The organism is Streptomyces sp. NPDC031100 (assembly GCF_055570785.1).
This window is the reverse complement of sequence record NZ_JBVIGN010000004.1, coordinates 259,151-285,326: the sequence shown is the minus strand read 5'-3', so window position 1 is coordinate 285,326 and position 26,176 is coordinate 259,151. Positions and strand designations below refer to the sequence as shown.

Genomic DNA, 26,176 nt, shown 5'->3' with positions numbered 1-26,176 from the left:
CAGAGAGGTTGAAGGCGTCCGGGGCGGGCGAGAGGTGCCGGCCCGCCCCGGAGCCTGGCGTGCGGTGTGGTGCTACGCGGCAGGGCTCACGCGGTGGGCGTAGACCTGACCGATCCAACTGGACTTGAAGGCCGCGAGGTCGTCGCGGAAGGCGGTCATCGACGCACCGTAGGGCGCGACGACGCCGCCGGACTGGTCCGGCACGGACTGGCAGCCGTGCACGAGTCGGCCCCCGAGGGCCGCGTGGGCCTTGATGGACTCGATACGGCGGTGCTCGTTGAACCAGCCGCCGTGGTAGACCTCGTCGAGCGTTCCACCCATCTCGTCGTCCAGGTCGAAGACGACGGAGGTGGCGGCGGGGAAGAACCAGCACGGGCCGACGTTGGAGATGTGCCCGTCCAGCTCCACCTTGTTGAGCGCCATCAGCGTGGCTGCCTCGCGCAGCATCCGCAGGTGCTCGGCGGTGATCTGCGGCAGGCCGAGGCTGGCGAGATGCTCGTCGCGGAAGAGGTAGGCGTACACCTCGTAGGCGGTGGACAGGACTCGGGCGGCGTCCGAGGTAGAGGCGGCGTGGGCCTTGATGAAGTCCAGCGCGAGCTGCTCGACCGCGCTCTCGGTGGTCTCCTCCACGTCCAGGAGCTGGGACTTGACCAGCTCCCAATCGGCGACGAGCCAGGTGTTGGACTCGAAGCGGAAGAAGTACTCGGCCGGGTCGATGGTGATGCGCCGGCCCTCGACCTGGATGCCGGGCAAACGGCTCCAGCGCTCGTCGAACGCCTCAGGCAGTACGACCGTGATGGCGGCCTTGGTGTCGATGGTGGTCACCGTGTCTCCGTCTCTGATCGGCCGGGCTCGGGCACAGGAATGCCCGAACCCGGTGTAGGCGTACGGAACTTCGGGGGCCGCCCGGCCGAAGGGGGGAGCCTGGTCACGGTGTCGGACCGGGGCCGGGCGGCTGATGTTTAGTGAACCCTCCGTCACGCACAGTGGGTACGGTGAGAGGCAGTTGAAGCGGTATACGCGGTTTACAGCTCCTGAGCGGAGGCGATCGTGGCAGCAGCGCCGAGAGGTCCCAACTCCCGCCTGCGTGACGTCATCGAGGCGATCGGCTGCACCTACGAGGCTCTGGCGAAGGACGTCCGGCGTATCGCAGCCGAGAACGGCGAGATCCTCCAGACCAACAAGTCGGCCGTCTCGCACTGGGTGAACGGCGCACGCCAGCCGACCGGACGGACCGGCCAATACCTCGCTGAGGCGCTGTCCCGCCGAGCAGGCCGACCCATCACTCTGGTCGAGATTGGCCTTCGAGCACCCGAAACTATGGTGGCGCAGGAGCTCGATCCTGTTCTGGCCGCCACCGATCTAGGCCGTGCCGACGTCGAACGCCGCCGCTTCCTTGCCGTGGCTGCCTTCACCACGGCCGGGGTGGCCATGCCGCTCTTCTACGACCACGAGGCCACGGCGCGCATGCTGCGGGCCCGCACCGGCAGCTCCCTGGTCGGGATGGAGGACGTGGACGTCGTTGGGCAGATCACCGCGGCCTTCAGCGCGGCCGATGAACGCCTCGGTGGCGGCCACGGCCTGACCACGGTCACCACCTACCTCGCCGACACTGCCGCTCCCATGCTCCGCGGCCAATTCCCGAACGAAGCGCTACGGCAAGCGGCCTTCGGTGCCGTCGCCGAACTCGCCTACCTCGCTGGCTGGAAGCACCACGACCTCGGCCAAGAAGGCGCCGCCCAGCGCTACTACCAGGTCGGCTACCAACTCGCCTGCGAAGCCGACCCGCGTGGTCACGCCGCCTGGATGATGCGCGCCCTCGCCCACCAGGCGCTGAGCCTCAAGCGGCCCCACCACTGCGTCGACCTCGTGGAAGGAGCCCTCACCCGCGGTCTGGGCCACGTCGACGGCCAGACCGAGGCGCTGCTGCACATCACCCACGCCCGCGCCTACGCCGCGGTAGGCGCGAAGCCCGCAGCGGCCCGCGCCCTGCTCGCCGCCGAAGACGCCCTCCTACGCGAAGACGGCCCGCAGCCCAGCTACTCCCGCGTCAGCGGTCCCGCGGCCGGCACCGTCGCCAGCCACACCGCCCGCACCCTGACCGACCTCGCCGACCACGTCGGCACCGAACAACAACACCGCGATGCCCTGGTGCGTTGGGACCCCGAGAAGTACAAGCGCGTCCACGCCCTCACCTACGCCGACCTCGGTGACAGCCTCGCCGCCCAGGCCCGAGCCGACGAAGCCGTCGCCGCCTGGTCACAGGCCCTGACCCTGATGGAGGGAATGACGTCCGACCGCACCCGCAAAGCGATCACCTCGCTCCGCTCCACCCTCTCCATCTACCAGCGCCGCAAAGTGCCCGGAGCCGCCGAACTCGCCCGCCGCGCACGCGAAGCACTGGCCTAAGCTGCCACCAACCGGCCGACGAAGGGACACCAGCCGTGGCTCAGCGGACCACAGACGACCAGCCCAAAGCCCTGCCGCCCGCCCTCGAATCCATGACCCTGCTGGTCGCCGCCGTCATCGTCCACGACAAGGCCACCAACCGCGTCGTCCTCCTCCAACGCAGCCAGAACGCCAAGTTCGCCCAGGGCATGTGGGACCTCCCCGTCGGCAAGAGCGAACCCGGCGAGCCCATCACCGAGACGGCAGTGCGGGAGTTGTACGAAGAAACCGGTCTGACCGTGAAGCCGGAGTCTCTGAAGGTCGCGCACATCATCCACGGCGCCTGGGGTGTGGAGGCCCCCAACGGCTTCCTCACCGTCGTCTTCACGGCCCACGAATGGACGGGCGAGCCAGAAAACCGCGAGCCGCGCAAGCACGCCCAGGTACGCTGGATCGACGCCACCGCCATCCCCGAGACGTTCGTCGACACCACGGCCAGCGCCCTCCACCGCTACCTCACCGACGGGCCCCAGGTGTCGCTCGACGGCTGGAAGTAGGCGAGGGCCGAGCGGACGCTGTCGTGGCTGACCCCCCTCCGGCGTCTGGTGCGGGACTACCTGTCGGCAAGTGCATGGCCGCCGGGGAGGCCCCGTCGAGCCACGCCGACGTCAAAGGCCCTTCAGGACACGATCAAGTGCGGACCGGCCTGCGGGCCCCCAGTTCGGCTTGCCGCCAGGCAGGCCGCGATCCCCGGCTTGACCCATCGCCATCAGGAACAGGCTCCTCATCGCGGCCAGTCCGCGCGCCCGGCGCACCGCTGCCTCGTCCGCCTGTGCGTAGCTGTTGAAAAACCGTGCGGCGCCGCCCGCGGGGAGGAGCAGCCAGGCGGCCGCGAGGTCCCACGCCGGGTCGCCGGCGACGAGTGCGCCGAAGTCGACGACACCCGCCAATGTCCCGTCCGCGACGACGACGTTCGCGGGATGCAGGTCGCCGTGCACCCACACCGGTGGGCCCTCCCACCCCGGGGCCGCCACCGCTTCACCCCAGACTTCACGGATCTCGTCGGCAAGGTCGGCAGGGGCAACATCCTGGAAGAAGTGCTCGAAGCCGTCCGTGCAGTCCTTGGGGTGAGCGCCGAAGTCCGAAGCGGTCGGTGCGTCGGCGGGCGCCTCCACGTGCAACGCCCTGAGGAAACCCGACAGCGTCTCGGCCGCGTGGTCGCCGCGAGTGATCGAGCCGTGGTCCAGCGGCGTGCCCTCGACCCATGTCATGACGGTCCAGATCTTGGGGAAGCGCTCGGACGGCACACCGTCCCGTAGGGGGACAGGAATCGGCAGCGGCAGGCGCGCGGCCAGAGTCGGCAGCCACCGCCGCTCCTTGAGCTGCAGATCGGGGCTCGTGTCCATCCGCTGCATCCGGACGGCCAACTCGCTACCGAGGCGCCACATCTGGTTGCCCCAGCCGCCCGCCACTTCCCGGATGGGCAACTCGGCCAGGTCCGGATGCTGTTCCCGAAGCAGGTCGCGGACCAGACCCTCGCTAATCTCAATCTCGGATTCGATCATGCCGATTCACCGTACTTGAGGTAGGCGGAGGCCACCTTGCACTTTCGGAGATCCAACTCCCAGGCTGGATCTCCCGAGCCCCCTGAGGAATCCGCAGGCAAGCGCTGCAGGCCGTGCTCGCCCGCCAACTGATGCGCTCGGCTCCACCAACTGTCGGGCTCATCCGACCGCCACCCGCAACCAGCAACTGGCCAACGTCCGCGCCATCTACCCACCCGAGTAAGGATGCCCTCGGCGCCCTCGCCATCGAGATCCATCGCGCTGCTGCATGATTCGACCCGGGAGGAGGACACTCCCATCTCCAGCGTCGGCTGGGCTGCTGGCGGCCTTGCCCGAAGTAGATGCGCCGATCGGAACTCAGAAGACGAGACACGCCCGGTGCGCATCCAAAACGCCTCTGACCTGCGACGATACTTCACTGCGGTTACGGTGACGCAGTCCCAGCTTGCGGATGCTCCGGAGCACCCACCAATGGGTGAGATGCGGCTGGACGGTGCCCCCGTCTGGACCTCACCCCCGCCAGACGCAACCAGTCGCTCGGCCGGCGATCTGCGACACGTCGAACAATGGATCAATCTTGAAGCACCTCTAGCCTCGCTGACCGTAGCCGCGTAACTTCTAGTGGTCACGAGGGATTAGGGGGAGCAGGCTTGGACGTGCCCTGGGAGCTCATGCATGAGCCAGCGGAGGACAGTGGAAGCGACACCGGGGATAGGTATCGGTTTCAGTACCAGGCCATAGCCCGGCATTGTTGCGAGTTCGGATCAAGCGAACTGCTCTGGATTCTCTGCGAGTGGCACACGGACTACATCTTGGCGCTATCGGGCAATAGGTACGTGCTGGTCAGCGTCAAGCACCGCGAGAAGAGCCAAGGCAGCTGGACCATCGCACGTCTGTGCGGCGATGGGGGGCTCGACACACTATGTGCCCGATGGATGGAATGCCGAAAGCCGGATCAGGCACGCCTCGTCACCAATGGGGGTCTCGATCCTACAGCAAAGAAGCTAGCAAAGGCATGCGCCGCTGGCGATACACGCCTCCTCGCGGAATTTTCCGAACAGCTCTACACCAAGCTCGGGTGCACCGACTCGAATGAAGCTCAAGAATTTCTGGCAAGGCTAAGGATCGAGGATGGCATCCCATCGCGGAGACACATAAGGGCGCAAAACATAGAAGAGTACGCGCGCCCCATGTTGAGGCGGATCGGGAAAAGAAACCTTGATGCAGGCCGGGTTTATGACGCCCTCGTCCAGGTCGTGGAGGATGCATCTCGCTCCGTGGCGACCGAGCGGGAAGACGTCACTTGGGCGCTTTCGTGTTTCGACTCACTCGATCATGATGTTCTCCAGCAGGAGGATATGAAGCGAAGGCTCATAACTCCAGACCGTGTCGAAATTTCCATTTCGACCGTGCCCGAGTTCGGAACCCCATTGCTGCAGACTGGGTCCATGCCCGCGGAACAAGCGGAAACAAGATTGTCAAGGAAGCTGCGGCAAGGCGAGATCGGCGAAACGACGATTCAGTCGGCTAGAAGGACCCGAAGTTCTTGGGCAAGATTTTCCGCCCAGTTCAGTTCACCCCTGCCACACCAAGACGACCTAGTGGATGATCTCACTACACGGGTGCTCCATGAAGCCGGCATGGCCGAGATGGAGACCATGCAATCTGATGCCCCCTACGGGCGACAGATGCTCGCGAATCTCAGTGAGAGGCTAGCTCCGGAGCGTATGGGGACACCACCAGAAGTGCCGGTGGATCGACTTCACCTGCTTGGATTGGCCTACCAGCTAACCGATGAATGTAAAGTTTGGTGGTCGCCAAAATTCGACATACCGGATGAGGATGACGGGGAGGTGGCGTGATGCGAGCGGATGAAAGTTATGAGTATCACATGGCTCGCCTGCTTATCCTTCTGCACCATTTCGGTAAGCCGAACTCAAGCGGTCTCGACGGCCTAACCAAGTTGGCCAAGCTTGACTTCCTTCTCAGATACCCATCTTTCACCGATCGCCTGCTTCCCGAGAGGGACGCCAGTTGGCCCCCTGACTGTGAGCCGAATCCTGACGAACGCAATGCAGTAGAAAGTCGAATGATTCGATATAAGTACGGACCCTGGGATAATCGATATTACCCTTTGATTGGCAAATTGGTAGGTTACGGGCTTGCTGAAATCGTTCGCGGGAAAGGGCGGATCTGCATTCGCCTAACGGACACCGGCGATCAGATGGCTGGCGAACTGGGCGCAAGTCCGGAGTGGCGCATTGTTTTCGAGCGCTCCAAAATGCTGCGACGCCGTTTCAATCTTTCGGGAAATCGCCTGAAAGGAATGATTTACGAGTCACTTCCGGACGCGGTGAATCGTCCCCATTGGGAGGAGATCTAGTGGGATCTATCATTCGAATTCGCCAGCTTACCGTGAAGACGAACTCCGAACAGGCCGTTTACCGATTTGAGCATCAGGTCACTATCGTGACCGGCAGCATTGGAGTGGGCAAAAGTAGTCTGCTCGAGCTGATTAAATTCGGCCTCGGGTCGCAAAACGCCAAACTTATGCCAGCAGTCAGGCAGCACGTTGCCTCGATAGAGCTACAGATTATCCTTGGCGAGCGCAGGTACAGACTCATCAGGGAGATGAATCAGAACACCATCGATGTGGTTGATGAGTCCACCGGGGAAATTATCGGCCCGTGGGCCGTGACCAACCGAAAGTATATGCCTAAGGCCAGTCAGCAATTGCTGGCAGCATTGGGGCTTCCTCCTGATCTTCGGATTCCAAGGAAGCGCACGAAACCGACCAGCGAGACCGTCGGATTGAGTTTCTTCGATCTATATCGTTATGTCTATCTCGGGCAAAACGAGATCGACACGCAGGTAGTTGGACATGGAAATACCCACCTCGACCTTAAACGCCGCGCCGTCTTCGAGCTTGTGTACGGACTGAATTCGCCCGAACTGATCGACCTGGCTATCATGAGAGGTAAGTGGGTAGATCGCGCCGCGCAGTTGAAAGTCAGAGCGGAGGCAATTAAGGACTTCCTGGTCCAAGCAGAAGAGCCAGAACCAGAGCGATTGCAGGATCTGGAGGGAGAGGCGAGGCGTGCTCTTGAAGAGGCCACGTCGCTACTTAATGCCGTTCGGACTGAAAGCGGGGCTGCCCTTGAGGCGCAACGCAGTACGCGCGAGCGGGTAAGCCAACTACGGGCTCAGTTGAGCGAGCTAATTGCCGTACGCGACGCCACCGCAGCTGATGTTCTCAAGAGCAGGTCCCTAATGGCGCAACTTCGCCTGGAACAGCAAGCCCTAGAGCGTGCAGAAGTCGCGAATCGGGCTTTGAGTGGGCTCGAATTCACATCATGCCCACGTTGCCTCCAGGACTTGACGGATCGCGAGGTACCGAGCGGGCATTGTCTGCTCTGCACCCAGTCCGAACCAGCAGCCAGCGAGTTTGACAGCGGAGAAATGAAGCGCCTGGCGGCGCAAATTCGTGAGACACAGTCTCTGCTGGACGAAGATGAAGAGGCTTTGGAAGGACAGCGGGAACAGGTTCGTTCCGTAGAGTCAGAACTGGCCGAAGTTAGCATCGAGCTGGAGCGATCTGCCTCGGAGCTGATCAGCCCGCAGCTTGAAGAGGTGCAGACACTGGCTATGGAGATTGCCCGACTTGAAGGCCAATTGGAGCGGCTAGAAGCGTCTGGAGCGCGCTGGAGTAATTACGAATCCACAGTAGAGGCTGCGCAGGACGCCGAAGTAGAAGCTAGCCGAGTATCTGAGCGAGAAAACGCGCTGCAGGACGATCTAGCCCGTAACCAGGAGCGGATCGAAGAGCTATCAGACGTATTTAACGAGATCGTTCGTTCTCTTCAGCTTCCGTGGTACACGAGCGCGAAAATTGACGAGGATACGTACCTCCCTATCGTGAATGGAGAGGCATTCGACCAACTTTCAGTTGGCGGAGCCCGAAAGACGATAGTGAACCTCGCATATCACCTGGCGAACTTGAAATATGGACTCCAGCATGAAGGTATTCCGTACCCTACGCTCTTGATTGTCGACAGTCCACGTAAAAACGTGGGGCAGACGCCTGAAGACTCGGCAGTAGCAGCAAAGGTCTACGAGTACATCATGCAACTGCAGCGAGAATTCAGCGAATCATTCCAAATGATCATTGCGGATAATAGCGTCCCTACTGAGACGCCGAATGAATACGGCGAACTGCACTTCACCTACGACCATCCGTTGGTTCCTGGCGTTCCCCATCCAGGCGAGGGGGTGGAAACGGTCTAGGTACCGACGGCGCATACAGAGTCATCATCTCTACCTATATCCCGAGACTCTGCTCCGAGTGCTACAACGGCTCTCGGCCCGATCCAGCGTCGCAATAGATCGAGTAGAGAGACCTCCGGGCGATAGCTGCCTCCACTCCTGCGTCACGGATCGTGTACCGCAGAGGTGCCGAGCGTTCTGCAGCCACCGAGACGACGCCCCCCTGTACCCGCAGGATGAGAAGTGCCGTCGTCCTTGACTACGAGGCAGCCATGAGTTCCTTCGGCGGCTCCGCCGCAGGAGGAACTCCTTCTACAGCACGAAGGATGAGGCCCTGGATCGGCCGGTGAATGACGGTCACAGGGCCTTGCATCCGTCACCAGGGCGACGTCATGTCCGTAATCACGGATAACGCCGAGCCGCCATCAGTCCGCACACAGTCCGCAAGACACCCGCTCAAGACCATCGCACCCCATCGCCATCAATCACCAAAAGGCCAGGTCAGCGCCCCACAGGAAACATCCCCGCAGGTCACCGACCCGGCCCATTACTAGGAGACCAAGAAGGCCTGAGCCCCACCCCTTCTGACCTGCAACTTCTCTGTTTGCAGCGTCTCTCTGCCCGCACCCGGCCCCCGGCTCGCCGCACACGGCGTCGCTGGGGACCGGGTGCGGTTTCGTTCGCCGTCCGTTGATGGGGGAGCGAGTCAGGAGAGCCAGTCGGTGTAGCGGGTGGCCGCGAGGTGAGCGTCCTTGTCGGTGAGGACGTCGCCCTTCACGACGGCGAACATGCCGGCGGTGGGGTCCGTGACGACGGTGCGGTTGTCACCCTTGTGGGACAGGGTGATCCGGCCCAGCTCGTCCAGGGAGAAGATCTCGGGACCTGCGATGTTGCGAATGCCGTTCAGCGGGGCACCCGCGGCGACCTCCGCCACCGCGGCGGCCACGTCCCTGGAAGCGATCGGCTGGATCGGAGTGGCAGGCAACCGGACGGTGTCGCCGTCGGCGGTCCAGGACAGGACGGCGTCCATGAACTCCATGAACTGCGTCGCCCGGACGATCGAGTAGGGGATCGAACCGGCCGCGAGGATGTTCTCCTGGAGCGCCTTGGCGCGGTAGTAGTCCAGCTCCGGCACCTGGTCGACGCCGACGATCGAGAGGATGACGAAGTGGCCGACGCCGCCCTTGCGGGCCGCGGCCAGAAGGTTGTCCATCGACGTCTGGAAGAAGGCCGGGGAGGCTTCGTCGAAGGTCGGGGAGTTCGTGAGGTTGACGACGACGTCGGCTCCCGCCACCGCCTCGTCCAGTCCCTGGCCGCTGATGACGTCGACGCCGGTGGACTTCGAGTGCGGTACGGCCTCGTGCCCGGCGGCATTCAGATTCTTGACGACCTGCGAACCGATCAGCCCGGTACCGCCGATGACTGCGATCTTCATGGCATGCCTTTCGTCGGAGTTACGTGCGGAATATGGCATATGAACAACTAGGTGGACGGGGCAAGAATCGACGCCTTGATCGGCCGGGAAGGGGCGGCGTCAGAGACCGTCGACGAACGTGACCGTCTCGTCGAGCGGAGCCCGGCCCATACGGGCGTCACCTACGGTGACGTCTTCGAACCCGATCGACATGCCGCAGAAGAGGACGAGCTCCTCCGGGGGTGACAGGACCTGTGCGACGGTCCTGTGGAATTTCGCCCATGCCATCTGCGGGCAACTGTGCAGCCCTTCGGCGCGGAGCAGCAGCATGACGGTCTGCAGATACATGCCGACGTCCGACCACTGAGGCCGGCCCATGTCGCGGTCGATGTAGCAGAACAGGGCGGCGGGCGCGCCGAAACAGTCCCAGTTCGCAGCAGCGGCCCTCTGGCGCGCCTCCAGGTCCTCGCGCGGAATACCGAGTGCGCCGTAGCGCTGCTCCCCGAAGGCGGACCGACGCGCGCGGTACGGGGACTTCAGCGAAGGCGGGTACATCTCGTACTCCGGCTCGTCCCAGGGGTCGCCCGAGGCCAGGCGCTCGCCGGTGCGCTTCTTGAGCTCGGCCAGCGGCGCACCGGTCAGCACGTAGACGTGCCACGGCTGGATGTTCGATCCGGACGGCGCCCAGGCCGCGGCAGACAGCACCCGCTCCAGCGCCTCCCTCGGAACGGGCCGGTCGGTGAACCCGCGCACTGCCCGCCGGCTCGTGACCGCCTCATAGACGTCCATGATCACCCGCCTCCATACGCTCAACGGGTCCGACTTCGTCACACTGAAGATGGTATCACTCGATACCATTTCGAGCGCGACTATCGATGCACATGAACCCGCCAAGGCATGGCTGGACAGCGCGCTACGCGCCGGGCGGACATGAGGCGAAGGGCACCGGCCCTGCGCAGGCAACCGGTCGCGCGGGCGCGCTCACGCCTCGTCGTCCGCAGGGTGGGCGAACCGGGTCAGCAGATCCGTCAGCTGCTCACGCTCACCAGGCCCCAGTTCCGCAACCAGACGCTCGGCCAGCGGCTCCGCCGCCACATGGGCCGCATCGAAAAGCTCGACGCCCTGAGGCGTGATCTCCACCGCCCGCACCCGCCGGTCCCCCGGAACGGTCTTGCGTACGGCCAGCCCCATGCGCTCCAGGTCGTCCACGACCCGCATGATTCCCGCCTTGTCCGACCCCGTCGCCGCCGCCAGGTCCCGCTGCACCGTGGGCCCGCGGTCGACCAGGACGATCAGCACGGCGAAATGGCGCAACTCGATGCCGAGCGGCCGGAGCGCCTCCGCCATCACCGCGGCCGCCCGCCAGTGCGCCCGGCGCAGCAGCAAGCCGAGGGCGAACGGCGACGTATCCCCGGGGCGGTCGGTCGCGCGCGAAACGGAGGTGGAGGCGGAGGCTCGGTGAGGAACGTCGGCGGACATAAAGACACGATAGCAGCTATCGTCCCATTCGATACGGTATCGTTTGAAACTAACTGCGGGATCCGCGGGATCCACAACTCCCCCTGGACCACACAGAGTTCTAGTCAGGCATCGCCGGGCGTTGCTAGCCTCGGTTTGCAGTCGTGACAGGGCAGGCGCACCATGCGGCAGTGACGGGGGAGTCATGACCGGTCTGTCCGGCCCGGGAGTACGGGTCCTGCTGATCGCCACCGCCACCCACGACGGGCCCATGCTCGCCTCGGTGCCCTCCGTCGTCCCCACCTTCCACGCCCTGCGTGCGGCCCTCGTCGAACGGTGCGGGGTGCCGTCCGACCAGGTGCGCGAGCTGCTCGACCCGCCCGACGCGATGACCATGGCGCAGGCGGTCGCGGACGAGGCACAGCGGGCCGACACGGTGCTGCTGGTCTACTTCATCGGTCACGGACTGCTCGACACGGACGGCGAGTTGTACCTGGCCGCCCGCAACACCGACCGGCTCACCCCCGGTATGGCCGGACACCAGGCGCTGTCCTTCTCCGCCCTGCGGCAGGCGCTCACGGCCAGTCGGGCGTCCTCGGTCGTCCTCGTCCTCGACTGCTGCTTCTCCGGACGCCGCCATCTGGGGCGCGGCACATCCGTGCCCGCGTTCAGCATGGATCCCGCTCCCGGCCTGTACTTCATCGGGTCAGCGGAACAGCTCGCCCTCGCTCCGCCGGAGGCCGGGCGAACGGCGTTCACGGGGGCGCTCGTCGACGTACTGACCCAGGGCGACCCGCGCGGGCCGCATCAGCTGACCCTGGACCTGGTCTACGACGCGGTGTTCCGGACCATGTGGGACCAGCAGCTGCCGCTGCCCCGCAGGCAGGCGGAAGGCCGCTCCGGAAGCCTGGTCGTCGCGCCGAACCCGGCGGTGCCCGCACAGACGGAACCGCAGAAGGAACCGGAGCCCTCGGCCGGCCGCAGCCCCTACCCGGGCCTGCAGTCGTTCGGTCCGGATGACGCCCAGCTGTACTGCGGGCGCGAGGCGATGGTCGAGCGGGTGCTCTCCGCGCTGCAGGAGTGCGCCGACGCCCCTGCCGCGGCAGGGCCGCTGGTGCTGGTCGGCCCGTCCGGGTCGGGAAAGACCTCTCTCCTCAACGCCGGGCTCCTGAACAGGCTGCGTGACAACGCTCTGCCCGCGTCGGCCGGCTGGCCGGTCCTGCGGCTCACCCCCGGCGCCAACCCGCTGCGGCGCCTTGCCGAGCAGTTCGACGCACCCACCGAGAGCGTCGAGGTCCTGCGCGAGGACCCCGACAGAGCGGCCGGCTGGGTCGACCGGCTCCTCACCGACCGGCCCGGGCAGCGGCTGGTCGTGCTCGTCGACCAGCTGGAGGAGCTGTTCACCCTCTGCCGGGACGAAGCCGAACGTGCCGTGTTCCTGCGGGCGTTGACCGCCATGGCCACACCGGTGGACGACGACCCGCCGCGAACCTTCGTGATCCTCGCACTGCGAGCGGACTTCTACGACCAGGCCGCCGCTCAACCCGACCTGCTCACCGCCCTGCGCGACCGGCAGCTGCTCGTCGAGCCCATGACCCCCGACGAACTCCGCGCCGCGATCGAACAACCGGCCGCCAAGTCCGGGCTGGAACTCGACGACGGGCTCGCCGACCTGATGCTGCACGAGTTCGGCGCGATGGGCGGGGACAGGCCGGCGGCCGGTGCACTGCCGCTGCTGTCCCACGCGCTGTGGGCGACCTGGCAGCAACGCGCCGGATCGCGTCTCACCGTCGCCGGATACCGCGCGACCGGCGGAATCTCACACGCGATCGCGCGCACCGCCGACGAGGTGTACGACGAGCTCGGCCCGGCGGGGCAGGAGGCGGTCAAGCACATGCTGCCCCGGTTGGTCCGGGTCGCCGAGGACGCTGCCGACACGGCCCGGCCCATGGACCGCTCCGCCCTGCTGCACGGACTGCCCGACACCCGTGCCGCGCAGGAGGCGATCGACCGGCTCACCAGCGCCCGACTGCTCACGGTCGACCAGGACACCGCGCGGATCAGCCATGAGGCGTTGATACGTGCCTGGCCCGTGCTGCGGGGGTGGGTGGACGCGGACCGCGACTGGCTGCGCGACCGGCAGCAGCTCGCCGACGACGCCACCGCCTGGGAACGCTTCGATCGGGATCCCTCCCTGCTGTACCGGGGAAACCGCCTGGCCACCCTGCGCCAGCGCGCCGAGGCCGCCCCGGCGCGAGCGAAGGATCTCGACCCCCTGCTCGCCGAGTTCGTGGACACCTCCACACGTCAGGAACGCCGGGGCGTCCGCCGCCGCCGGATCGCCGTGGCCTTCCTCGCCCTGCTGGCGCTGCTCGCCTCGGCGGGACTTGCCGGCTCCGTCTCCTTCCAGCGTCAGGCCGAACGGGCGCACGAACGCGACCTCGCCCGGTATCTCGCCGCCGAGGCCGAGAACCTCCGCAACACCGAGCCCGGCCTGGCCAAACAGCTCAGTCTGCTCTCGTACCAGATCAACCACGAGGCCGGCCGGGGCGCGCTGCTGAACAGCCAGCGCACCCCGGGTGTGATCAACGCGGATCAGGTGGCCTACGACCTCGCCTTCAACAGGGACGGCCGGGTTCTCGCGATCTCGACCGGCGACTCGATCGTGCTGCGCACCCGGAGCGGGCCCGAGCGGATCAAGGCAGGCGAAATCGGCCCGATCGCGCTCAGCCCCGACGGCAGGACACTCGCGGCGGTCACCTACGGCAGCGGCCGCTCGGGCACGGCGACGGTACGGCTGTGGGACATCGCGGACCCCACGCAGCCGAGACAGACGGCCGCGCTGAGCGTCAAGCACATCACCTCCGCGCTCACCATCAGCAGGGACGGCAGGACCCTGTTCGCCGGCGTCTCCTCCGGCGAGATCCTCCTCTGGAACATCGCCGACCGGAATGCGCCCACTGCGCTCCCGACTCTGCGAGGACACACCAAGCAGGTCGACTCCCTGGCCGTCTCGCCCCGGCGTAACCTGCTCGCGAGCATCAGCGTGGACGGCGGGATCCGGCTCTGGGGCGTGGCGGACACCAGCCATGTCGGCCGGGTCGCCACACTCAAGGCAGCGCCGGTCACCAACGCGTGGGCGAACAAGAATCAGTTCCACCGGGTGGCCTTCGACCGCACGGGGAAGCTGCTGGCAGCACCGGTGCGGGTGAAGTCCGAAGAACGGCTGGGCCTGTGGACTCTCGGTGACCCGCGCAACCCACGGCGGATGAGTCGGGGGAAGAAGGACGAGTCGGCCTCGCTCAACTGCATCGACAGCATGACTTCCCTGACGTTCAGCCCGGCTCGCGACACCATCGTCGGGGCATGCGGCGGCCAAGCGTACGCGTGGGTGTACTCGACCGACGAAGATCCTGGCCTGATTGTGTCCGGGGCCAAGCTGGGCGAGATGACGACCAGTGCCGGAGCGGTCCTGTTCGACCCGGGCAGGGCCCGCCGGCTCTTGCAGACCACGGACCGCGGCGTGTACGTCTGGTCCCTGTCCAATGCCCTGCAACCCGGTGCCCAGGACTTTCTGGCACTGACGCCAGGAACCGGAGCCCAAATGGACCTCCGGTCGGCGGGCAAGAGGCTGCTCCTCGCGTTGGAGGGGGTGGGCGCGAACTACCTGGTGGAAGTGGCCCCGAACCGGAAGTTCCTGGCCGGCATGCGGGCCCCCGACATGTTCACGGGCGCGGACATCGCCCTCAGCCCGGACGGGAGCCTCCTCGCCGACGCCGAGGTCTACAAGCAGGGGAAGAAGAGCAAGACGGAGTACGTCGGCGTGCGCCTACGCGACACGGCTCACCCCAAAGGCTCACCCTTGGCCACGATCGGCGACGAGCTGGAGAACGGCGTCGCGGCGCTGGCCTTCAGCCCCACCAAGCCGCTGCTCGCCGTGTCCGACATGAACGGCTGGATCGCCGGCAACCACTCGACGCCGTACGTCCGGATCTTCGACATCGCGGACCCCCGGCACCCTCGGCAGGCCGCCCGCATCAAGTCGACCACGATGGAACTCGCCTTCTCCCCGGACGGAAAGACGCTCATCGCCGACGACTCGCCCCTGAAGAAGGAGCGGAACTCCCAGCCGACCGCCGCGATGCAGCTGAAGAGCTGGGACCTCACGGAACCGGCGCACCCCACCCAGCTGTGGTCACGGCGTCTCGCCGCGGGTGTCGAGTCCGCGCAGCTGGCGTTCCGGCCGGACGGCAAGGTGCTCGCGATCTACCAGAGCAACGGAACACTGCAGGTGTGGCACGTCGACCAGCACCGGCTCACCGGTCAACCGGCCAGCGTGAGGGTCGGCGATTACGGGGGCCCGCTCGCCTTCGCCCCCGACGGAACCCACCTCGCACTGATCGCGTCGAGCTCATCGGATGACGAGGGAACCCGTCCCGAAATATGGGACCTGACCGATCCGGGCAACCCCACGCGCGAGTCCCACCTGCCCGGTGTGTCGCTCGGGCTCTACTCGCTCGCCTTCACGCCAAGCGGCCGCAAGCTCGCCGTCGTCCGAGCCAGCGCCGGCGTCGACCTCTGGGACATCAGCCCGAAGCCCGTCATCACCAACCTCTGCAACGCGGTGGGCGATCCCATCACCCACAAGCAGTGGAAACGCTATCTCCCGGACCGGCGGTACCACCCGCCCTGCGAGTGAGAGCGGCCGCCCCTACGGCTGGTCCCGCTCGTCCTCCCCCGCCTCCAGGAGCCCGGCCGCCGCGCCGACGATGCGCGGGTCGGGCGTGCCGACCACCTCCTCGTCCTTGTCGGCGTACGCGAAGCGGGCCAGCACGCTGCGCATCGCCTCGACGCGGGCGCGCTTCTTGTCGTTGCTCTTGACCACGGTCCACGGGGCGTGCTCGGTGTCCGTCTCACGGAACATGGCGACCTTCGCCGCGGTGTACTCGTCCCAGCGGTCCAGGGAGGCCAGGTCCATCGGGCTGAGCTTCCACTGCCGTACGGGGTCGACCTGGCGGATCGTGAAGCGGGTGCGCTGCTCGCCCTGGGAGAACGAGAACCAGAACTTGACCAGGTCCACGCCGTCGTCCACCAGCATCCGCTCGAACAGCGGGGCCTGGCGCATGAAGCGCCGGTACTCGTCGTCCGTGCAGAAGCCCATCACCCGCTCGACACCGGCGCGGTTGTACCAGGAGCGGTCGAAGAGCACGATCTCGCCGGCGGTCGGCAGGTGTTCGACGTACCGCTGGAGGTACCACTGCCCCCGCTCGCGCTCGGTCGGCTTCTCCAGCGCCACCACGCGGGCGCCGCGCGGGTTCAGGTGCTCGGTGAACCGCTTGATGGTGCCGCCCTTGCCGGCCGCGTCCCGTCCCTCGAAGACGATGACGAGCCGGCGGCCGGTCTCCTTGATCCAGCTCTGCAGCTTCAGCAGCTCGATCTGCTGCAGCCGCTTGTGCCGCTCGTACTCCTTGCGCTCCATCCGGTGGTCGTACGGGTAGTTCTCCCGCCAGGTGTCCACCGGGGTGCCGTCGGGCCGGATCAGCACGGGGTCGTCGTGGTCGGTGTAGTCGACCCGCAGGCCCTCCGTGACCAACGGCGTCATCTCGTCCCCCTTCCTCCGGGTCAGTGGAACTGCGGCACGATCAGATAGATCCCGTACGCCACCACCGCCACGCAGGCGAGGAAGCACAGCCCCGCTTGGGTGATACCCAACGCACGGCCGGTGCCCGGGTGTTCACGGGAACCCTCGACCCGGGCGAGGCCCAGGACTCCGAGGGCGAAGACGGCGACCACCGTAACGGTGACTCCGATGCTCACCGCGGTGACCTGGCCGAGTGCGGTCCAGTCCAGATGCATGTCAGCTCTCCGTGGTTCAGGCGGCCGTGTCGACGTGGGCCGACTCGGGGGTGCGGATGGTGACCTCGTGGTGGTCGTTGACGTTGTTCGCGTGCACCGGGTTGCGGCGCGCGGCGAAGACGATGACCGTGGCGAGGGCGACGGCGACCAGCGCGATCACCGCCGTACCGGCGTTGCCGCCGTGCTTGACCACGCTCGCGGCGAGCCCGCCGACCAGCGCGGCCGCGGGCAGGGTGATCAGCCAGGCGGCCACCATGCGCCCGGCGACGCCCCAGCGGACCTCCGCAAGGCGGCGGCCCAGGCCCGCGCCGAGGATGGAGCCCGAGGCGACCTGCGTGGTGGACAGGGCGAAGCCGAGGTGGGCGGAGGTGAGGATCACGGTCGTGGAGGCGGTCTCGGCGGCGAAGCCCTGCGGGGACTGGATCTCGGTGAGGCCCTTGCCCATCGTGCGGATGATCCGCCAGCCGCCCAGATAGGTGCCGAGGCCGATCGCGAGGCCCGCCGAGGCGATCACCCAGACCGGCGGACCCGCCTCGTGGCCGAGGGCGCCCGCCGAGATCAGGGTGAGGGTGATGACGCCCATCGTCTTCTGCGCGTCGTTGGTGCCGTGCGCCAGGGAGACCAGCGAGGCCGAGGCGATCTGTCCGATCCGGAAGCCCTTGGTCACCGACTCCTTGCGGGCCCGCTCGGTGAGCCGGTAGGCGAGGTAGGTGGCGATCAGCGCCGCGATGCCCGCCACCACCGGCGAGGCCACGGCGGGGACCAGCACCTTCTCGACAACCTTGTCACCGTGCACGCCGTCGGACCCCGCACCGACCCAGACGGCCCCGATGAGCCCGCCGAACAGGGCGTGCGAGGAACTGGACGGCAGCCCGGCCAGCCAGGTCAGCAGGTTCCACAGGATCGCCCCCACCAGCCCCGCGAAGATCATCGCCGGGGAGACGAGCGTGTCGTCCACGATCCCGCCCGAGATCGTCTTGGCGACCTCGGTGGACAGGAAGGCACCGACGATGTTCAGGACACCGCTCACGAGGACCGCCGTCCGGGGTTTCAGCGCCCCGGTCGCGATGGACGTCGCCATCGCGTTCGCCGTGTCGTGGAATCCGTTGGTGAAGTCGAAGGCCAGCGCCGTGACGATGACGACCGCCACGAGGAACGTGATGTGATCCATTCCCAGAGGAAAGCAGGTGCAGACCAATCTGGGGCGAACTGAAGGCGAAGGGCGCGTCGAACTCGTGGGACTCTGTTGTGTATTCCTGTGCGAATGCGTGTGAATGCGTTCTCTGCCGAGGTGCGAGCACACTGTGCCAAGCTGACGGGATGACCCTGGAGGACCTGGTACGGCTGCGGCGGGTACGCGACCGCATGGACCGCGAGTACGCCGAGCCGCTCGACATGACCGAGCTGGCCCGCGGCGCCCACATGTCACCCGGCCACTTCCAGCGCAGCTTCCGCGAGGCGTACGGGGAGACGCCGTACAGCTATCTGATGACCCGCCGGGTCGAGCGGGCCAAGGCGCTGCTGCGCCAGGGCGACCTCACCGTGACCGAGGTGTGCATCGCCGTCGGCTGTACCTCGCTCGGCTCCTTCAGCTCCCGGTTCACCGAGCTGGTCGGCGAGACCCCGAGCGCCTACCGGGCCCGCTCCCACGAGGAGAGCGCGGTGATCCCGTCCTGCGTGGCCCGTTCCTTCACCCGCCCGCGCCGCCGCCCGTACTGAGGATCCGCAGGACAGGTTCTAGCGTGAAGCCATGGACCTGAAACTCAAGCAGTGCTTCATCGCCGTGGACGACCACGACAAGGCACTTCACTTCTACTGCGACGTGCTCGGCATGGAGGTCCGCAACGACGTGGGCTTCGAGGGCATGCGGTGGGTCACCGTGGGCTCGCCGCTCCAGCCGGACGTGGAGATCGTGCTGGAGCCGCCCGGCGCGAGCCCGGACATCTCCCCGGCCGACAAGATGGCCATCGCCGAGCTGCTCGCCAAGGGGCTGCTGCGCGGTGTCATCTTCACCACCACCGACTGCGACGCGCTGTACGAGCGGGTCCGGGAGGCCGGCGGCGATGTGCTCCAGGAGCCGATGGACCAGCCGTACGGGGTGCGCGACTGCGCCTTCCGGGACCCGGCGGGGAACATGCTGCGGTTCCTGGAGCGGCCCGCGGACTGAAATTCCGCCGACGCGGCGGGGACGGCTGCCTACGATCCCCGCCATGAACAGCATCCGTTGGACCTACGCCTTCGTCGACCGCCCCGCCGCCCGCCTCGTCGACGCCCGCGCCTTCTGGACGGCCGTCACCGGCACCCGGCCGTCCGAACCACGCGGTGAGGACGGCGAGTTCATGACGCTGCTGTCCGATGGGACGGACGCGTGCGTGAAGCTCCAGGGAGTCGCCGAGGGCGCGGGCGGCGCGCACCTCGACTTCTGCGCCGAGGACCCGGCGGCCCTGGCCCGGACGGCCCGGGAACTGGGCGCGGACCTGGTCGCCGACCACGGCGACTGGGCGGTCCTGCGCTCGCCCGCCGGGCTGCTGTTCTGCGCCGTGCCGTGGCACGGCGAGGCGGTACGGCCGCCGGTGGTCGAGGGCAGCCGCCTGGACCAGGTGTGCCTGGACATCCCGCCCTCCGCATACGACACCGAGACCGCGTTCTGGGCCGCGCTGACCGGCTGGGACCTGCTGGCGGGTTCCCGGCCGGAGTTCCGGGTGCTCAGGCCGCAGGCGGGCCTGCCCGTCCGGATCCTGCTCCAGCGGCTCGACGACGAACGCCCGGCCTCCGCCCATCTGGACCTGGCCTGCGCGGACATCGCGGCGACCCGCGCCCGGCACGAGCGCCTGGGTGCCGTCCGCGTCCACCAGGGCCCGCACTGGGTGGTGCTGCGCGACCCGACCGGTGGCACGTACTGCCTGACCGGCCGGGACCCCGAGACGGGCGGGCTGCCCGCGGCGGTCAGCGACGCGTAGTCACGTACAGGCAGGCGACGGCCATCCGGCCCGTCCCCTGCGTCGGCGCGGGCTCCGGGCTCGGCGGGCACCCGACGTCGTCCCCGCCCGACGTGCTGCCGTACGTGTTCCGGGGCGTCGGCCCGTCCCCGTTCTCCAGCCCGGCGCCATACCCGGCGGCGGCGCGCACCCGCCCTGCCCGGTCACCCCCAGGGCTCCACGTCCACCACCGCCTCGACCGGCACCGGCCCGTACACGTGCGGGAACTCCTCGCCGTGGGGCGGCATGGCCTCGTACTTCAGCGGAACATCGAGCCTGGCCGGGTCCACGACCAGCACCACCAGCTCGTCGGCGCCCTCGTAGTCGCCGTACAGGAAGGCTGCGATGCGCGGGAGTTGGTCCCGGGTGGAGAAGTGGATGAACCCCTCCTCCTGGAGGGTGCGGCCGCGGGTGGACATCTCGTAGGCGCCGCGCTCGCGGGCCGCCTCCCACAGGGAGCGCTCGGTGATGTGGACGATGTGCGGAAGTTTCGGCATGCGGCCACGCTACGGCCTCAGCCGGGCCGCACGCGTCTGCAGATAGCGCCGTTCCGGCAGGCTGAGGGTCCGGGCGGCGGCCGACGCGTAGGCGGCACGGGCGCGGTCGTACTCCCCCGCGCGCTCCCACAGGTGCCCGCGCACCGCGTCCAGGCGGTGGCTGCCGCCCAGCTCCCGTTCCAGGCCCTCCAGTTCGGCGAGGCCGGCCTGCGGGCCGTGCACCATGGCGACGGCCACCGCGCGGTTCAGGCGCTCCACCGGTCCGGGGACCTGGCGGACGAGGAGGTCGTACAGACCGAGGATCTCCCGCCAGTCCGTGTCCTCGGCGGAGGGTGCCTCGTCGTGCACGGCGGCGATCGCGGCGCGCAGCGCGTACGGTCCGGCGGGGCCCTGGGACAGTGCCCGGGTGACGAGCGCGGCGCCCTCCTCGATCGCGGCCCGGTCCCAGCGGTCGCGGTCCTGTTCGTCGAGCGGGACCAGCTCGCCGTCCGGGCCGGTGCGCGCGGCGCGGCGGGCGTCGGTGAGCATCATCAGCGCGAGCAGGCCGGTGACCTCGCCGTCGTCGGGCAGCAGCCGGTGGATGGTGCGGGTCAGCCGGATCGCCTCGGCGGCCAGGTCGCGCCGCTGGAGGGTGGTTCCGGAGGTCGCCGTGTAGCCCTCGTTGAAGATCAGGTACAGGGTGTGCAGGACGGCGGGCAGCCGCTCGGCCCAGTGGTCCGGCCGCCCGAACCGCACACCCCGCACCTTCTGCTTGGCCCGGCTGATCCGCTGGGCCATGGTCGCCTCGGGGACCAGGTACGCGCGGGCGATCTCCGCCGTGGTCAGGCCGCCGACCGCGCGCAGAGTGAGGGCGATCTGCGCGGCCGGGGTCAGGTCGGGGTGGCAGCACAGGAAGAGCAGGCTGAGGGTGTCGTCCTCGCGGGGCGCCGGATCGGGCGGGGCGTCCCGGACAGCGAGGGCCGCCGCCCGCTCCTCCCGCGCCCGCCGGGCCTCCTCCGCACGCCACGCGTCGGTCAGCCGGCGCGCCGCCACCCTGATCAGCCAGCCCCGCGGGTTGTCCGGCACCCCCGTCTCGGGCCACTGCCGGGCCGCCGCGAGCAGGGCTTCCTGTACGGCGTCCTCGGCGGCGTCGAAGTGACCGTACCGCCGCACCAGCGCGCCGAGGACCTGCGGCGCGTGCAGGCGCAGCAGGTCCTCGATGCCGGTGGTCTCGGTCATACGGCGATCCCGGTCATACGGCGATCCCGGTCATGCGGAGGTCTCAGTCATACGACGATCCCAGTCGTGCGGCGGTCCCGGGCATGCGGCGGTCCCGGTCATTCGGCGCAGATGTCCCCGGCGCCGTCCATGATCGGCCGGATCACCACGGGGTACTCGGGAAGGCCCTCGGGTCCGGGGCAGCGGGTGACGCGCTCGGCGATCTCGGTGACCCGGTCCAGGCTCGCGCAGTCGACCACCCAGTAGCCGGCCATCAGCTCCTTGGTCTCGCCGTACGGCCCGTCGGTGATCACCGTGTTGCCGTCCTTGTCCCGGCCGACCAGCCGGGTCCGGGCGGGCTCGGCCAGGCCCTGGGCGTCGACGAGTTCGCCGGACTCGGCGAGGTCGTCGCTGATCGCGCCCATGTACAGGTACATGGCCTTGAGCTGCTCCTCCGTCCAGGCCGGGGAGTTCGCGGAGGGCTTGCCGGCCATCGCCTCGTAGTCCGCCTGCGTGCCCTGCACCATCACCAGGTACTTCATGGTCCGCTCCTTCGGCTCGGCCGCCCTGGGTGGGCGGCTCTCACAGGGGACGTCGGAGCCGGGCCGGGATTCTCGACACGGGCTCAGGATTTTTTCGCGTCGGATTTCTCGGGGTGCGGTGTGTCGGCGGTCCTGGTGTCCGGGGCCGCGGGCTCGGCATGCGCCCCGTAGGTCGCGCAGTCGGGGTTGCGGCACGGGCCGGGCCCCCACAGCGGCACCCAGATGCCCAGGGTCTTGTGCCGCCCCACGACCGTTTCGACGGGCTGTCCGCAGACGGGACAGACGTGTTTCTCGCTGTCCATGTCCTCAGGGTAGGGCGGGCGGGGGTTCAGCGCTTCCTGCGGTACGTCCGCACGAGCACGCCGTTGCCGAAGGCGCGTACGGAGTCGGAGTCCAGGGTGAACTCCTTGATGTCGAGGCCGGTGCCGAACATCGGCATGCCGGTGCCGTAGACGATCGGGTAGGTCTTGATGACGAGTTCGTCGATCTCGTCGAGCAGGGCTCCCGCGAGCTGCGAGCCGCCGCACAGGTAGATGTCCAACCCGCCGTCCTCCGCCTTCAGTTCGCGGACACGGCCGATCAGGTCGCCGTCGATGATCTCGACGTGCGGGTCGGGCGAGGCGCCCAGGGTGCGCGAGGCGACGTACTCGCGCAGGTGGGCGTAGGGGCTGGTGATGCCCTCCTTGAGCGCCAGCTCGTAGCTGGCGCGGCCCTGGACGACGGTGTCGAACCGCCTGTTCTCCAGGTGGTCGAAGCCGAGGGGCCGGCGGGCGTGGGTGGCCAGGGTCTCCGGGAACTCCGTCTTCAGGAAGCCGAGGTATTCCTCGTCCAGGAACCGGAACATCGCGGAGGCATCGCCCTGTTCGTCGCCGATGAAGCCGTCGAGCGAGCAGGCGATGAAGTACGTGAGCTTTCGCAAGCTTGGTCTCTTTTCGTCAGGCTGCGGAGCAGGGGACCACTCCAGTTGAAGTGGTTCAGTTGTAGTACTTCAACTGGAGTGGTTGCAAGCCTTTTCCGGGATGCCGTCGGCAGTGAGGGCAAGTAAGAGACGAGATTCCGCTTGGCATGCGGTGGGCCCCGCGCACTGTGGGGATGCGCGGGGCCCGGCGACCGGTGCCCCCAATGACCGTGCGGGGTCAGGAACCGCACGGCCCCGGAGGCACCGGGGTCCTTCCTCGGCCGCCGGTCGGCGGCGGCCTCGACGAGCAGCCGCAGGTCTGCGGCGGCCTCAACTGGTGCGGCGGGTCACGAACTCGGCCAGGGCCAGCAGACCGCCCGCCGCCTCCGGCAGGGGCACGGCACGGACCAGCTCCTGCATGGCCCGGGCCATCCGGTCGGCCGCCTCGGCCTGCGCCCAGTCCCGGCCGCCGGCCTGCTCCACGGCCAGCGCCGTCCGCGCGATCTCCCCGCCGTCCCCGGACTCCCCTTTGACGTACGGCTTCCCGTAGAGCTCGGCGAGTTCGGCCGCCGCCGGGGTGCCGGAGGCCAGGGCCGCCACCACGGGCAGGGACTTCTTGCGGACCGCGAGATCCGCGCCGGCCGGCTTGCCGGTGCGCTGCGGATCGCCCCATATGCCGATGACGTCGTCGATCAGCTGGAAGGCGAGCCCGGCCTGGCGGCCGAAGCCGTCCAGCGCCGCCACGTCCTCCTCGCTCGCGCCCGCGTACAGCGCGCCGAGGGCACAGGCGCAGCCCAGCAGCGCGCCGGTCTTCGCCTCGGCCATGGCGAGCACCTCGTCCAGCGTGACCTCGTCGGGCGCGAGCTGCTCCATGACCGTGTCGGTGTGCTGTCCGGCGCACAGCTCGACGACACAGCCGGCGAGCCGGGCCGCTGCCGGACCGGAGGCCGGGTGCGGGTCCTCGGCGAGCAGCCGCAGGGCCAGCGCCTGCAGGGCGTCCCCGGCGAGGATGGCGTCGGGGACTCCGAACACGGTCCAGGCCGTGGGCCGGTGCCTGCGCGAGGTGTCCCGGTCCATCACGTCGTCGTGCAACAGCGTGAAGTTGTGGACCAGTTCGACGGCCGCGGCCGCCCGGACCGCGGCCGACCGCGCCCTCGGTCCGCCGAGCGCGGCGGCCGCGGCGAGGACGAGCGCGGGCCTTATGGCCTTGCCCGCGCTGCCCGCCGCCGGCGTGCCGTCCGCGTGCTCCCAGCCGAAGTGGTAGAGCGCGATCCGGCGCATCGAGCCGGGCAGCGACTCGACGGCCGCCCGCAGCTCCGGGTCGACCAGGGCCCGGGTCCGCTCCAGCAGCGCGGCCGCCTCCTGCCCGTCGAACGGTCCGGGCCCGGCGCCGCCGTCGGATCCCCGCCGCTCGCGCGCTCCCGGTGAACGCTGCTTGGCCTCCGTCAAGAACTCGGTCATGGGTCCCCTTCGCACAGTCCGCGGACAGTGCCGCCTCCGCTCCGGCTGGACGCATACCCCGAGGATGTACCCGCCCCGAAGGGCGGGAACACGGCCGCGAAGTGCGGAAACGTCACCTCCACCGGCCGATCTCGACGTTCTCCAGCACGCCGAGGGCGTCGGGCACCAGGACGGCTGCCGAGTAGTACGCCGTCACCAGGTACTTGATGATGGCCTGTTCGTTGATGCCCATGAAGCGGACGGACAGGCTCGGCTCGATCTCGTCCGGGATGCCGGACTGCCGCAGGCCGATGACGCCCTGCTCGCTCTCGCCGGTACGCATGGCGATGATCGAGGTCGTGCGCTCCGGGGTGACGGGGATCTTGTTGCACGGGTAGATCGGCACACCGCGCCAGGTCGGGATGCGGTTCCCGCCGATCTCGACGGTCTCCGGGACCAGTCCGCGCTTGTTCAGCTCGCGCCCGAAGGCGGCGATCGCGCGCGGGTGGGCGAGGAAGAGCTTGGTGCCGCGCCGGCGGCTGAGCAGCTCGTCCATGTCGTCCGGGCTGGGCACGCCGTCGTGCGGCTGGAGCCGCTGCTCGTACTCGCAGTTGTTCAGCAGCCCGAAGTCGGGGTTGTTGACCAGCTCGTGCTCCTGGCGCTCCTTCAGCGCCTCGACCGTGAGCCGCAGCTGCTGCTCGGTCTGGTTCATCGGCTGGTTGTACAGATCGGCCACGCGCGTGTGGATGCGCAGCACGGTCTGGGCGATGCTCAGTTCGTACTCGCGGGGCCGCGCCTCGTAGTCGACGAACGTGTGCGGGATGTCCGGCTCGCCGCTGTGGCCGGCGGCCAGCGCGACCTCCTTCTCGCCGTACTTGTTGGTCCGCTGCTCGGGGACCGCGCGCATGTGCTGGAGGTGTTCGCGCAGCGTGTCGGAGCGCTCGGCGACCTGCTCGACGTCCTGGCGGCCGAGGATCAGCACCGTGCACGCGGTGTCCGCGCGGGCGGTGTACTCCCAGATGGCGTCCGGGTCCAGCAGTGCCTGCTCGCCGAAGTAGGCGCCGTCGGCGAGGACGCCGAGGACCGCGTCGTCGCCGTACGGGCCCGTGCCGACCTTCTCGACCCTGCCGTGGGCGAGCAGGTACACCTCGTCCGTCTGGTTGCCGAAGGAGGCGATGACCTCGCCGGGGGCGTAGTCCCGCCGGCGGCAGCGTCGGGCCAGCTCATTGAGCACGTCGATGTCCTCGTACGAACGCAGTGCCGGGAGTTCGCCGAGTTCGGCCGGGATGACCTCCACCTGGTCCCCGGTCTTCACGAAGGTGATACGGCCGTCGCCGACGGCGAACGTCAGTCGCCGGTTCACCCGGTACGTGCCGCCCTGCAGGTCCACCCAGGGCAGCGTCCGCAGCAGCCAGCGGGAGGTGATCTCCTGCATCTGCGGGACGGACTTGGTCGTGGTGGCCAGGTTCCGCGCTGCCGCCGTACCGAGAGACTGCTGCGGCTTGCCCTGCTCTGTGCGGACCTCTTCGCCTACCGACATAAGAAATTGCCCTCTCATGTGTTGCCCGGCGCCGCATCGCACACCGGTCTCACGAGCGAGCCTTCCATCACGGAGCGCACACGCACCATTACCCGAATGAGCGGGAATGGATGATCGGACTACTGGGCAGAAAGAGGGAC

At 68.0% G+C, this 26,176-nt stretch carries 24 protein-coding genes; 9 read left to right on the top strand and 15 right to left on the bottom strand.

Annotated elements, in window-relative coordinates:
* Positions 1-72: 72 nt before the first annotated feature.
* Positions 73-825 (bottom strand): hypothetical protein, encoded by a 753-nt coding sequence (locus ACZ5DS_RS13185; RefSeq protein WP_468237046.1) that lies wholly within the window; start codon positions 823-825, stop codon positions 73-75.
* 225 nt (positions 826-1,050) lie between these two features.
* Between ACZ5DS_RS13185 and ACZ5DS_RS13180 the strand changes: the two genes are divergently transcribed.
* Entirely contained in the window at positions 1,051-2,409 is a 1,359-nt protein-coding gene (locus ACZ5DS_RS13180; protein ID WP_468237044.1) for a tetratricopeptide repeat protein, read from the top strand.
* Between the two features lie 35 nt (positions 2,410-2,444).
* Positions 2,445-2,945, top strand: a complete 501-nt coding sequence (locus ACZ5DS_RS13175) for an NUDIX domain-containing protein (protein ID WP_361528331.1) — start codon at positions 2,445-2,447, stop codon at positions 2,943-2,945.
* Positions 2,946-3,056: 111 nt separating this feature from the next.
* Here the strand turns inward: ACZ5DS_RS13175 and ACZ5DS_RS13170 are convergent, their stop codons facing one another.
* Complete coding sequence (locus ACZ5DS_RS13170; RefSeq protein WP_468237042.1) at positions 3,057-3,953, bottom strand: aminoglycoside phosphotransferase family protein; 897 nt, start codon at positions 3,951-3,953, stop codon at positions 3,057-3,059.
* Positions 3,954-4,609: 656 nt separating this feature from the next.
* On the opposite strand from ACZ5DS_RS13170, the gene ACZ5DS_RS13165 reads away from it, so the two are divergent.
* Genes ACZ5DS_RS13165 through ACZ5DS_RS13155 form a run of 3 tightly spaced genes read left to right on the top strand, consistent with a single transcriptional unit; the run spans position 4,610 to position 8,237 of the window.
* Entirely contained in the window at positions 4,610-5,815 is a 1,206-nt protein-coding gene (locus tag ACZ5DS_RS13165) for a dsDNA nuclease domain-containing protein (RefSeq protein WP_457728501.1), read from the top strand.
* The gene (locus ACZ5DS_RS13160) at positions 5,815-6,336 is read left to right on the top strand and encodes a hypothetical protein (RefSeq protein WP_468238200.1); all 522 of its coding nucleotides are present in this window, start codon (positions 5,815-5,817) and stop codon (positions 6,334-6,336) included. Before ACZ5DS_RS13165 ends, ACZ5DS_RS13160 begins: the two co-directional genes overlap by 1 nt.
* A 32-nt stretch (positions 6,337-6,368) precedes the next feature.
* Complete coding sequence (locus ACZ5DS_RS13155; protein WP_468237039.1) at positions 6,369-8,237, top strand: hypothetical protein; 1,869 nt, start codon at positions 6,369-6,371, stop codon at positions 8,235-8,237.
* 685 nt (positions 8,238-8,922) lie between these two features.
* Here ACZ5DS_RS13155 and ACZ5DS_RS13150 read toward each other — a convergent pair.
* From ACZ5DS_RS13150 to ACZ5DS_RS13140, 3 genes are all read right to left on the bottom strand, one after another.
* The gene (locus ACZ5DS_RS13150; protein ID WP_468237036.1) at positions 8,923-9,651 is read right to left on the bottom strand and encodes an SDR family oxidoreductase; all 729 of its coding nucleotides are present in this window, start codon (positions 9,649-9,651) and stop codon (positions 8,923-8,925) included.
* A 99-nt stretch (positions 9,652-9,750) separates the two neighbouring features.
* On the bottom strand, positions 9,751-10,419 hold the full coding sequence (locus tag ACZ5DS_RS13145) for a nitroreductase (protein WP_468237034.1): 669 nt from the start codon (positions 10,417-10,419) through the stop codon (positions 9,751-9,753).
* 192 nt (positions 10,420-10,611) lie between these two features.
* Positions 10,612-11,109 (bottom strand): MarR family winged helix-turn-helix transcriptional regulator, encoded by a 498-nt coding sequence (locus ACZ5DS_RS13140; protein ID WP_468237031.1) that lies wholly within the window; start codon positions 11,107-11,109, stop codon positions 10,612-10,614.
* A 184-nt stretch (positions 11,110-11,293) separates the two neighbouring features.
* Here ACZ5DS_RS13140 and ACZ5DS_RS13135 point away from each other — a divergent pair, with 184 nt between their 5' ends.
* Positions 11,294-15,787: a caspase, EACC1-associated type gene (locus ACZ5DS_RS13135; RefSeq protein ID WP_468237028.1), complete on the top strand. Its 4,494-nt coding sequence runs from the start codon at positions 11,294-11,296 to the stop codon at positions 15,785-15,787.
* A 12-nt stretch (positions 15,788-15,799) separates the two neighbouring features.
* Here ACZ5DS_RS13135 and ppk2 read toward each other — a convergent pair whose 3' ends face one another.
* From ppk2 to ACZ5DS_RS13120, 3 genes are read right to left on the bottom strand one after another with little or no spacing between them, the layout of a single operon-like run.
* Positions 15,800-16,690 carry a polyphosphate kinase 2 gene (gene ppk2, locus ACZ5DS_RS13130; RefSeq protein WP_468237026.1) on the bottom strand — a complete coding sequence of 297 codons (891 nt, stop codon included), beginning with the start codon at positions 16,688-16,690 and terminating at the stop codon, positions 15,800-15,802.
* A 20-nt stretch (positions 16,691-16,710) separates the two neighbouring features.
* The gene (locus ACZ5DS_RS13125; protein WP_468237023.1) at positions 16,711-16,944 is read right to left on the bottom strand and encodes a hypothetical protein; all 234 of its coding nucleotides are present in this window, start codon (positions 16,942-16,944) and stop codon (positions 16,711-16,713) included.
* Between the two features lie 16 nt (positions 16,945-16,960).
* The gene (locus ACZ5DS_RS13120; RefSeq protein WP_468237021.1) at positions 16,961-18,115 is read right to left on the bottom strand and encodes an inorganic phosphate transporter; all 1,155 of its coding nucleotides are present in this window, start codon (positions 18,113-18,115) and stop codon (positions 16,961-16,963) included.
* Positions 18,116-18,264: 149 nt separating this feature from the next.
* Here ACZ5DS_RS13120 and ACZ5DS_RS13115 point away from each other — a divergent pair, with 149 nt between their 5' ends.
* Genes ACZ5DS_RS13115 through ACZ5DS_RS13105 form a run of 3 tightly spaced genes read left to right on the top strand, consistent with a single transcriptional unit; the run spans position 18,265 to position 19,904 of the window.
* Positions 18,265-18,663, top strand: coding sequence for a helix-turn-helix transcriptional regulator (locus tag ACZ5DS_RS13115; RefSeq protein ID WP_468237019.1), 399 nt, complete (start codon positions 18,265-18,267; stop codon positions 18,661-18,663).
* Between the two features lie 31 nt (positions 18,664-18,694).
* A complete protein-coding gene (locus ACZ5DS_RS13110; RefSeq protein ID WP_468237016.1) occupies positions 18,695-19,111 on the top strand; it encodes a VOC family protein in 417 nt (138 codons plus the stop codon).
* 43 nt (positions 19,112-19,154) lie between these two features.
* Positions 19,155-19,904 carry a VOC family protein gene (locus tag ACZ5DS_RS13105; RefSeq protein WP_468237014.1) on the top strand — a complete coding sequence of 250 codons (750 nt, stop codon included), beginning with the start codon at positions 19,155-19,157 and terminating at the stop codon, positions 19,902-19,904.
* Positions 19,905-20,086: 182 nt separating this feature from the next.
* Here the strand turns inward: ACZ5DS_RS13105 and ACZ5DS_RS13100 are convergent, their stop codons facing one another.
* From ACZ5DS_RS13100 to ACZ5DS_RS13070, 7 genes are all read right to left on the bottom strand, one after another.
* A complete protein-coding gene (locus ACZ5DS_RS13100; protein ID WP_468237012.1) occupies positions 20,087-20,419 on the bottom strand; it encodes a DUF952 domain-containing protein in 333 nt (110 codons plus the stop codon).
* Positions 20,420-20,428: 9 nt separating this feature from the next.
* Positions 20,429-21,637 carry an RNA polymerase sigma factor gene (locus ACZ5DS_RS13095; protein ID WP_468237009.1) on the bottom strand — a complete coding sequence of 403 codons (1,209 nt, stop codon included), beginning with the start codon at positions 21,635-21,637 and terminating at the stop codon, positions 20,429-20,431.
* Positions 21,638-21,735: 98 nt separating this feature from the next.
* A complete protein-coding gene (locus ACZ5DS_RS13090) occupies positions 21,736-22,158 on the bottom strand; it encodes a YciI family protein (protein ID WP_468237007.1) in 423 nt (140 codons plus the stop codon).
* A gap of 83 nt (positions 22,159-22,241) precedes the next feature.
* Positions 22,242-22,460 carry a hypothetical protein gene (locus ACZ5DS_RS13085; RefSeq protein WP_468237004.1) on the bottom strand — a complete coding sequence of 73 codons (219 nt, stop codon included), beginning with the start codon at positions 22,458-22,460 and terminating at the stop codon, positions 22,242-22,244.
* A gap of 26 nt (positions 22,461-22,486) precedes the next feature.
* Positions 22,487-23,077: a dihydrofolate reductase family protein gene (locus ACZ5DS_RS13080; RefSeq protein WP_468237002.1), complete on the bottom strand. Its 591-nt coding sequence runs from the start codon at positions 23,075-23,077 to the stop codon at positions 22,487-22,489.
* A 309-nt stretch (positions 23,078-23,386) separates the two neighbouring features.
* Entirely contained in the window at positions 23,387-24,517 is a 1,131-nt protein-coding gene (locus ACZ5DS_RS13075) for a family 2 encapsulin nanocompartment cargo protein polyprenyl transferase (RefSeq protein WP_468236999.1), read from the bottom strand.
* Between the two features lie 112 nt (positions 24,518-24,629).
* Positions 24,630-26,036, bottom strand: a complete 1,407-nt coding sequence (locus ACZ5DS_RS13070; protein ID WP_468236996.1) for a family 2B encapsulin nanocompartment shell protein — start codon at positions 26,034-26,036, stop codon at positions 24,630-24,632.
* Between the last annotated feature and the right edge of the window lie 140 nt (positions 26,037-26,176).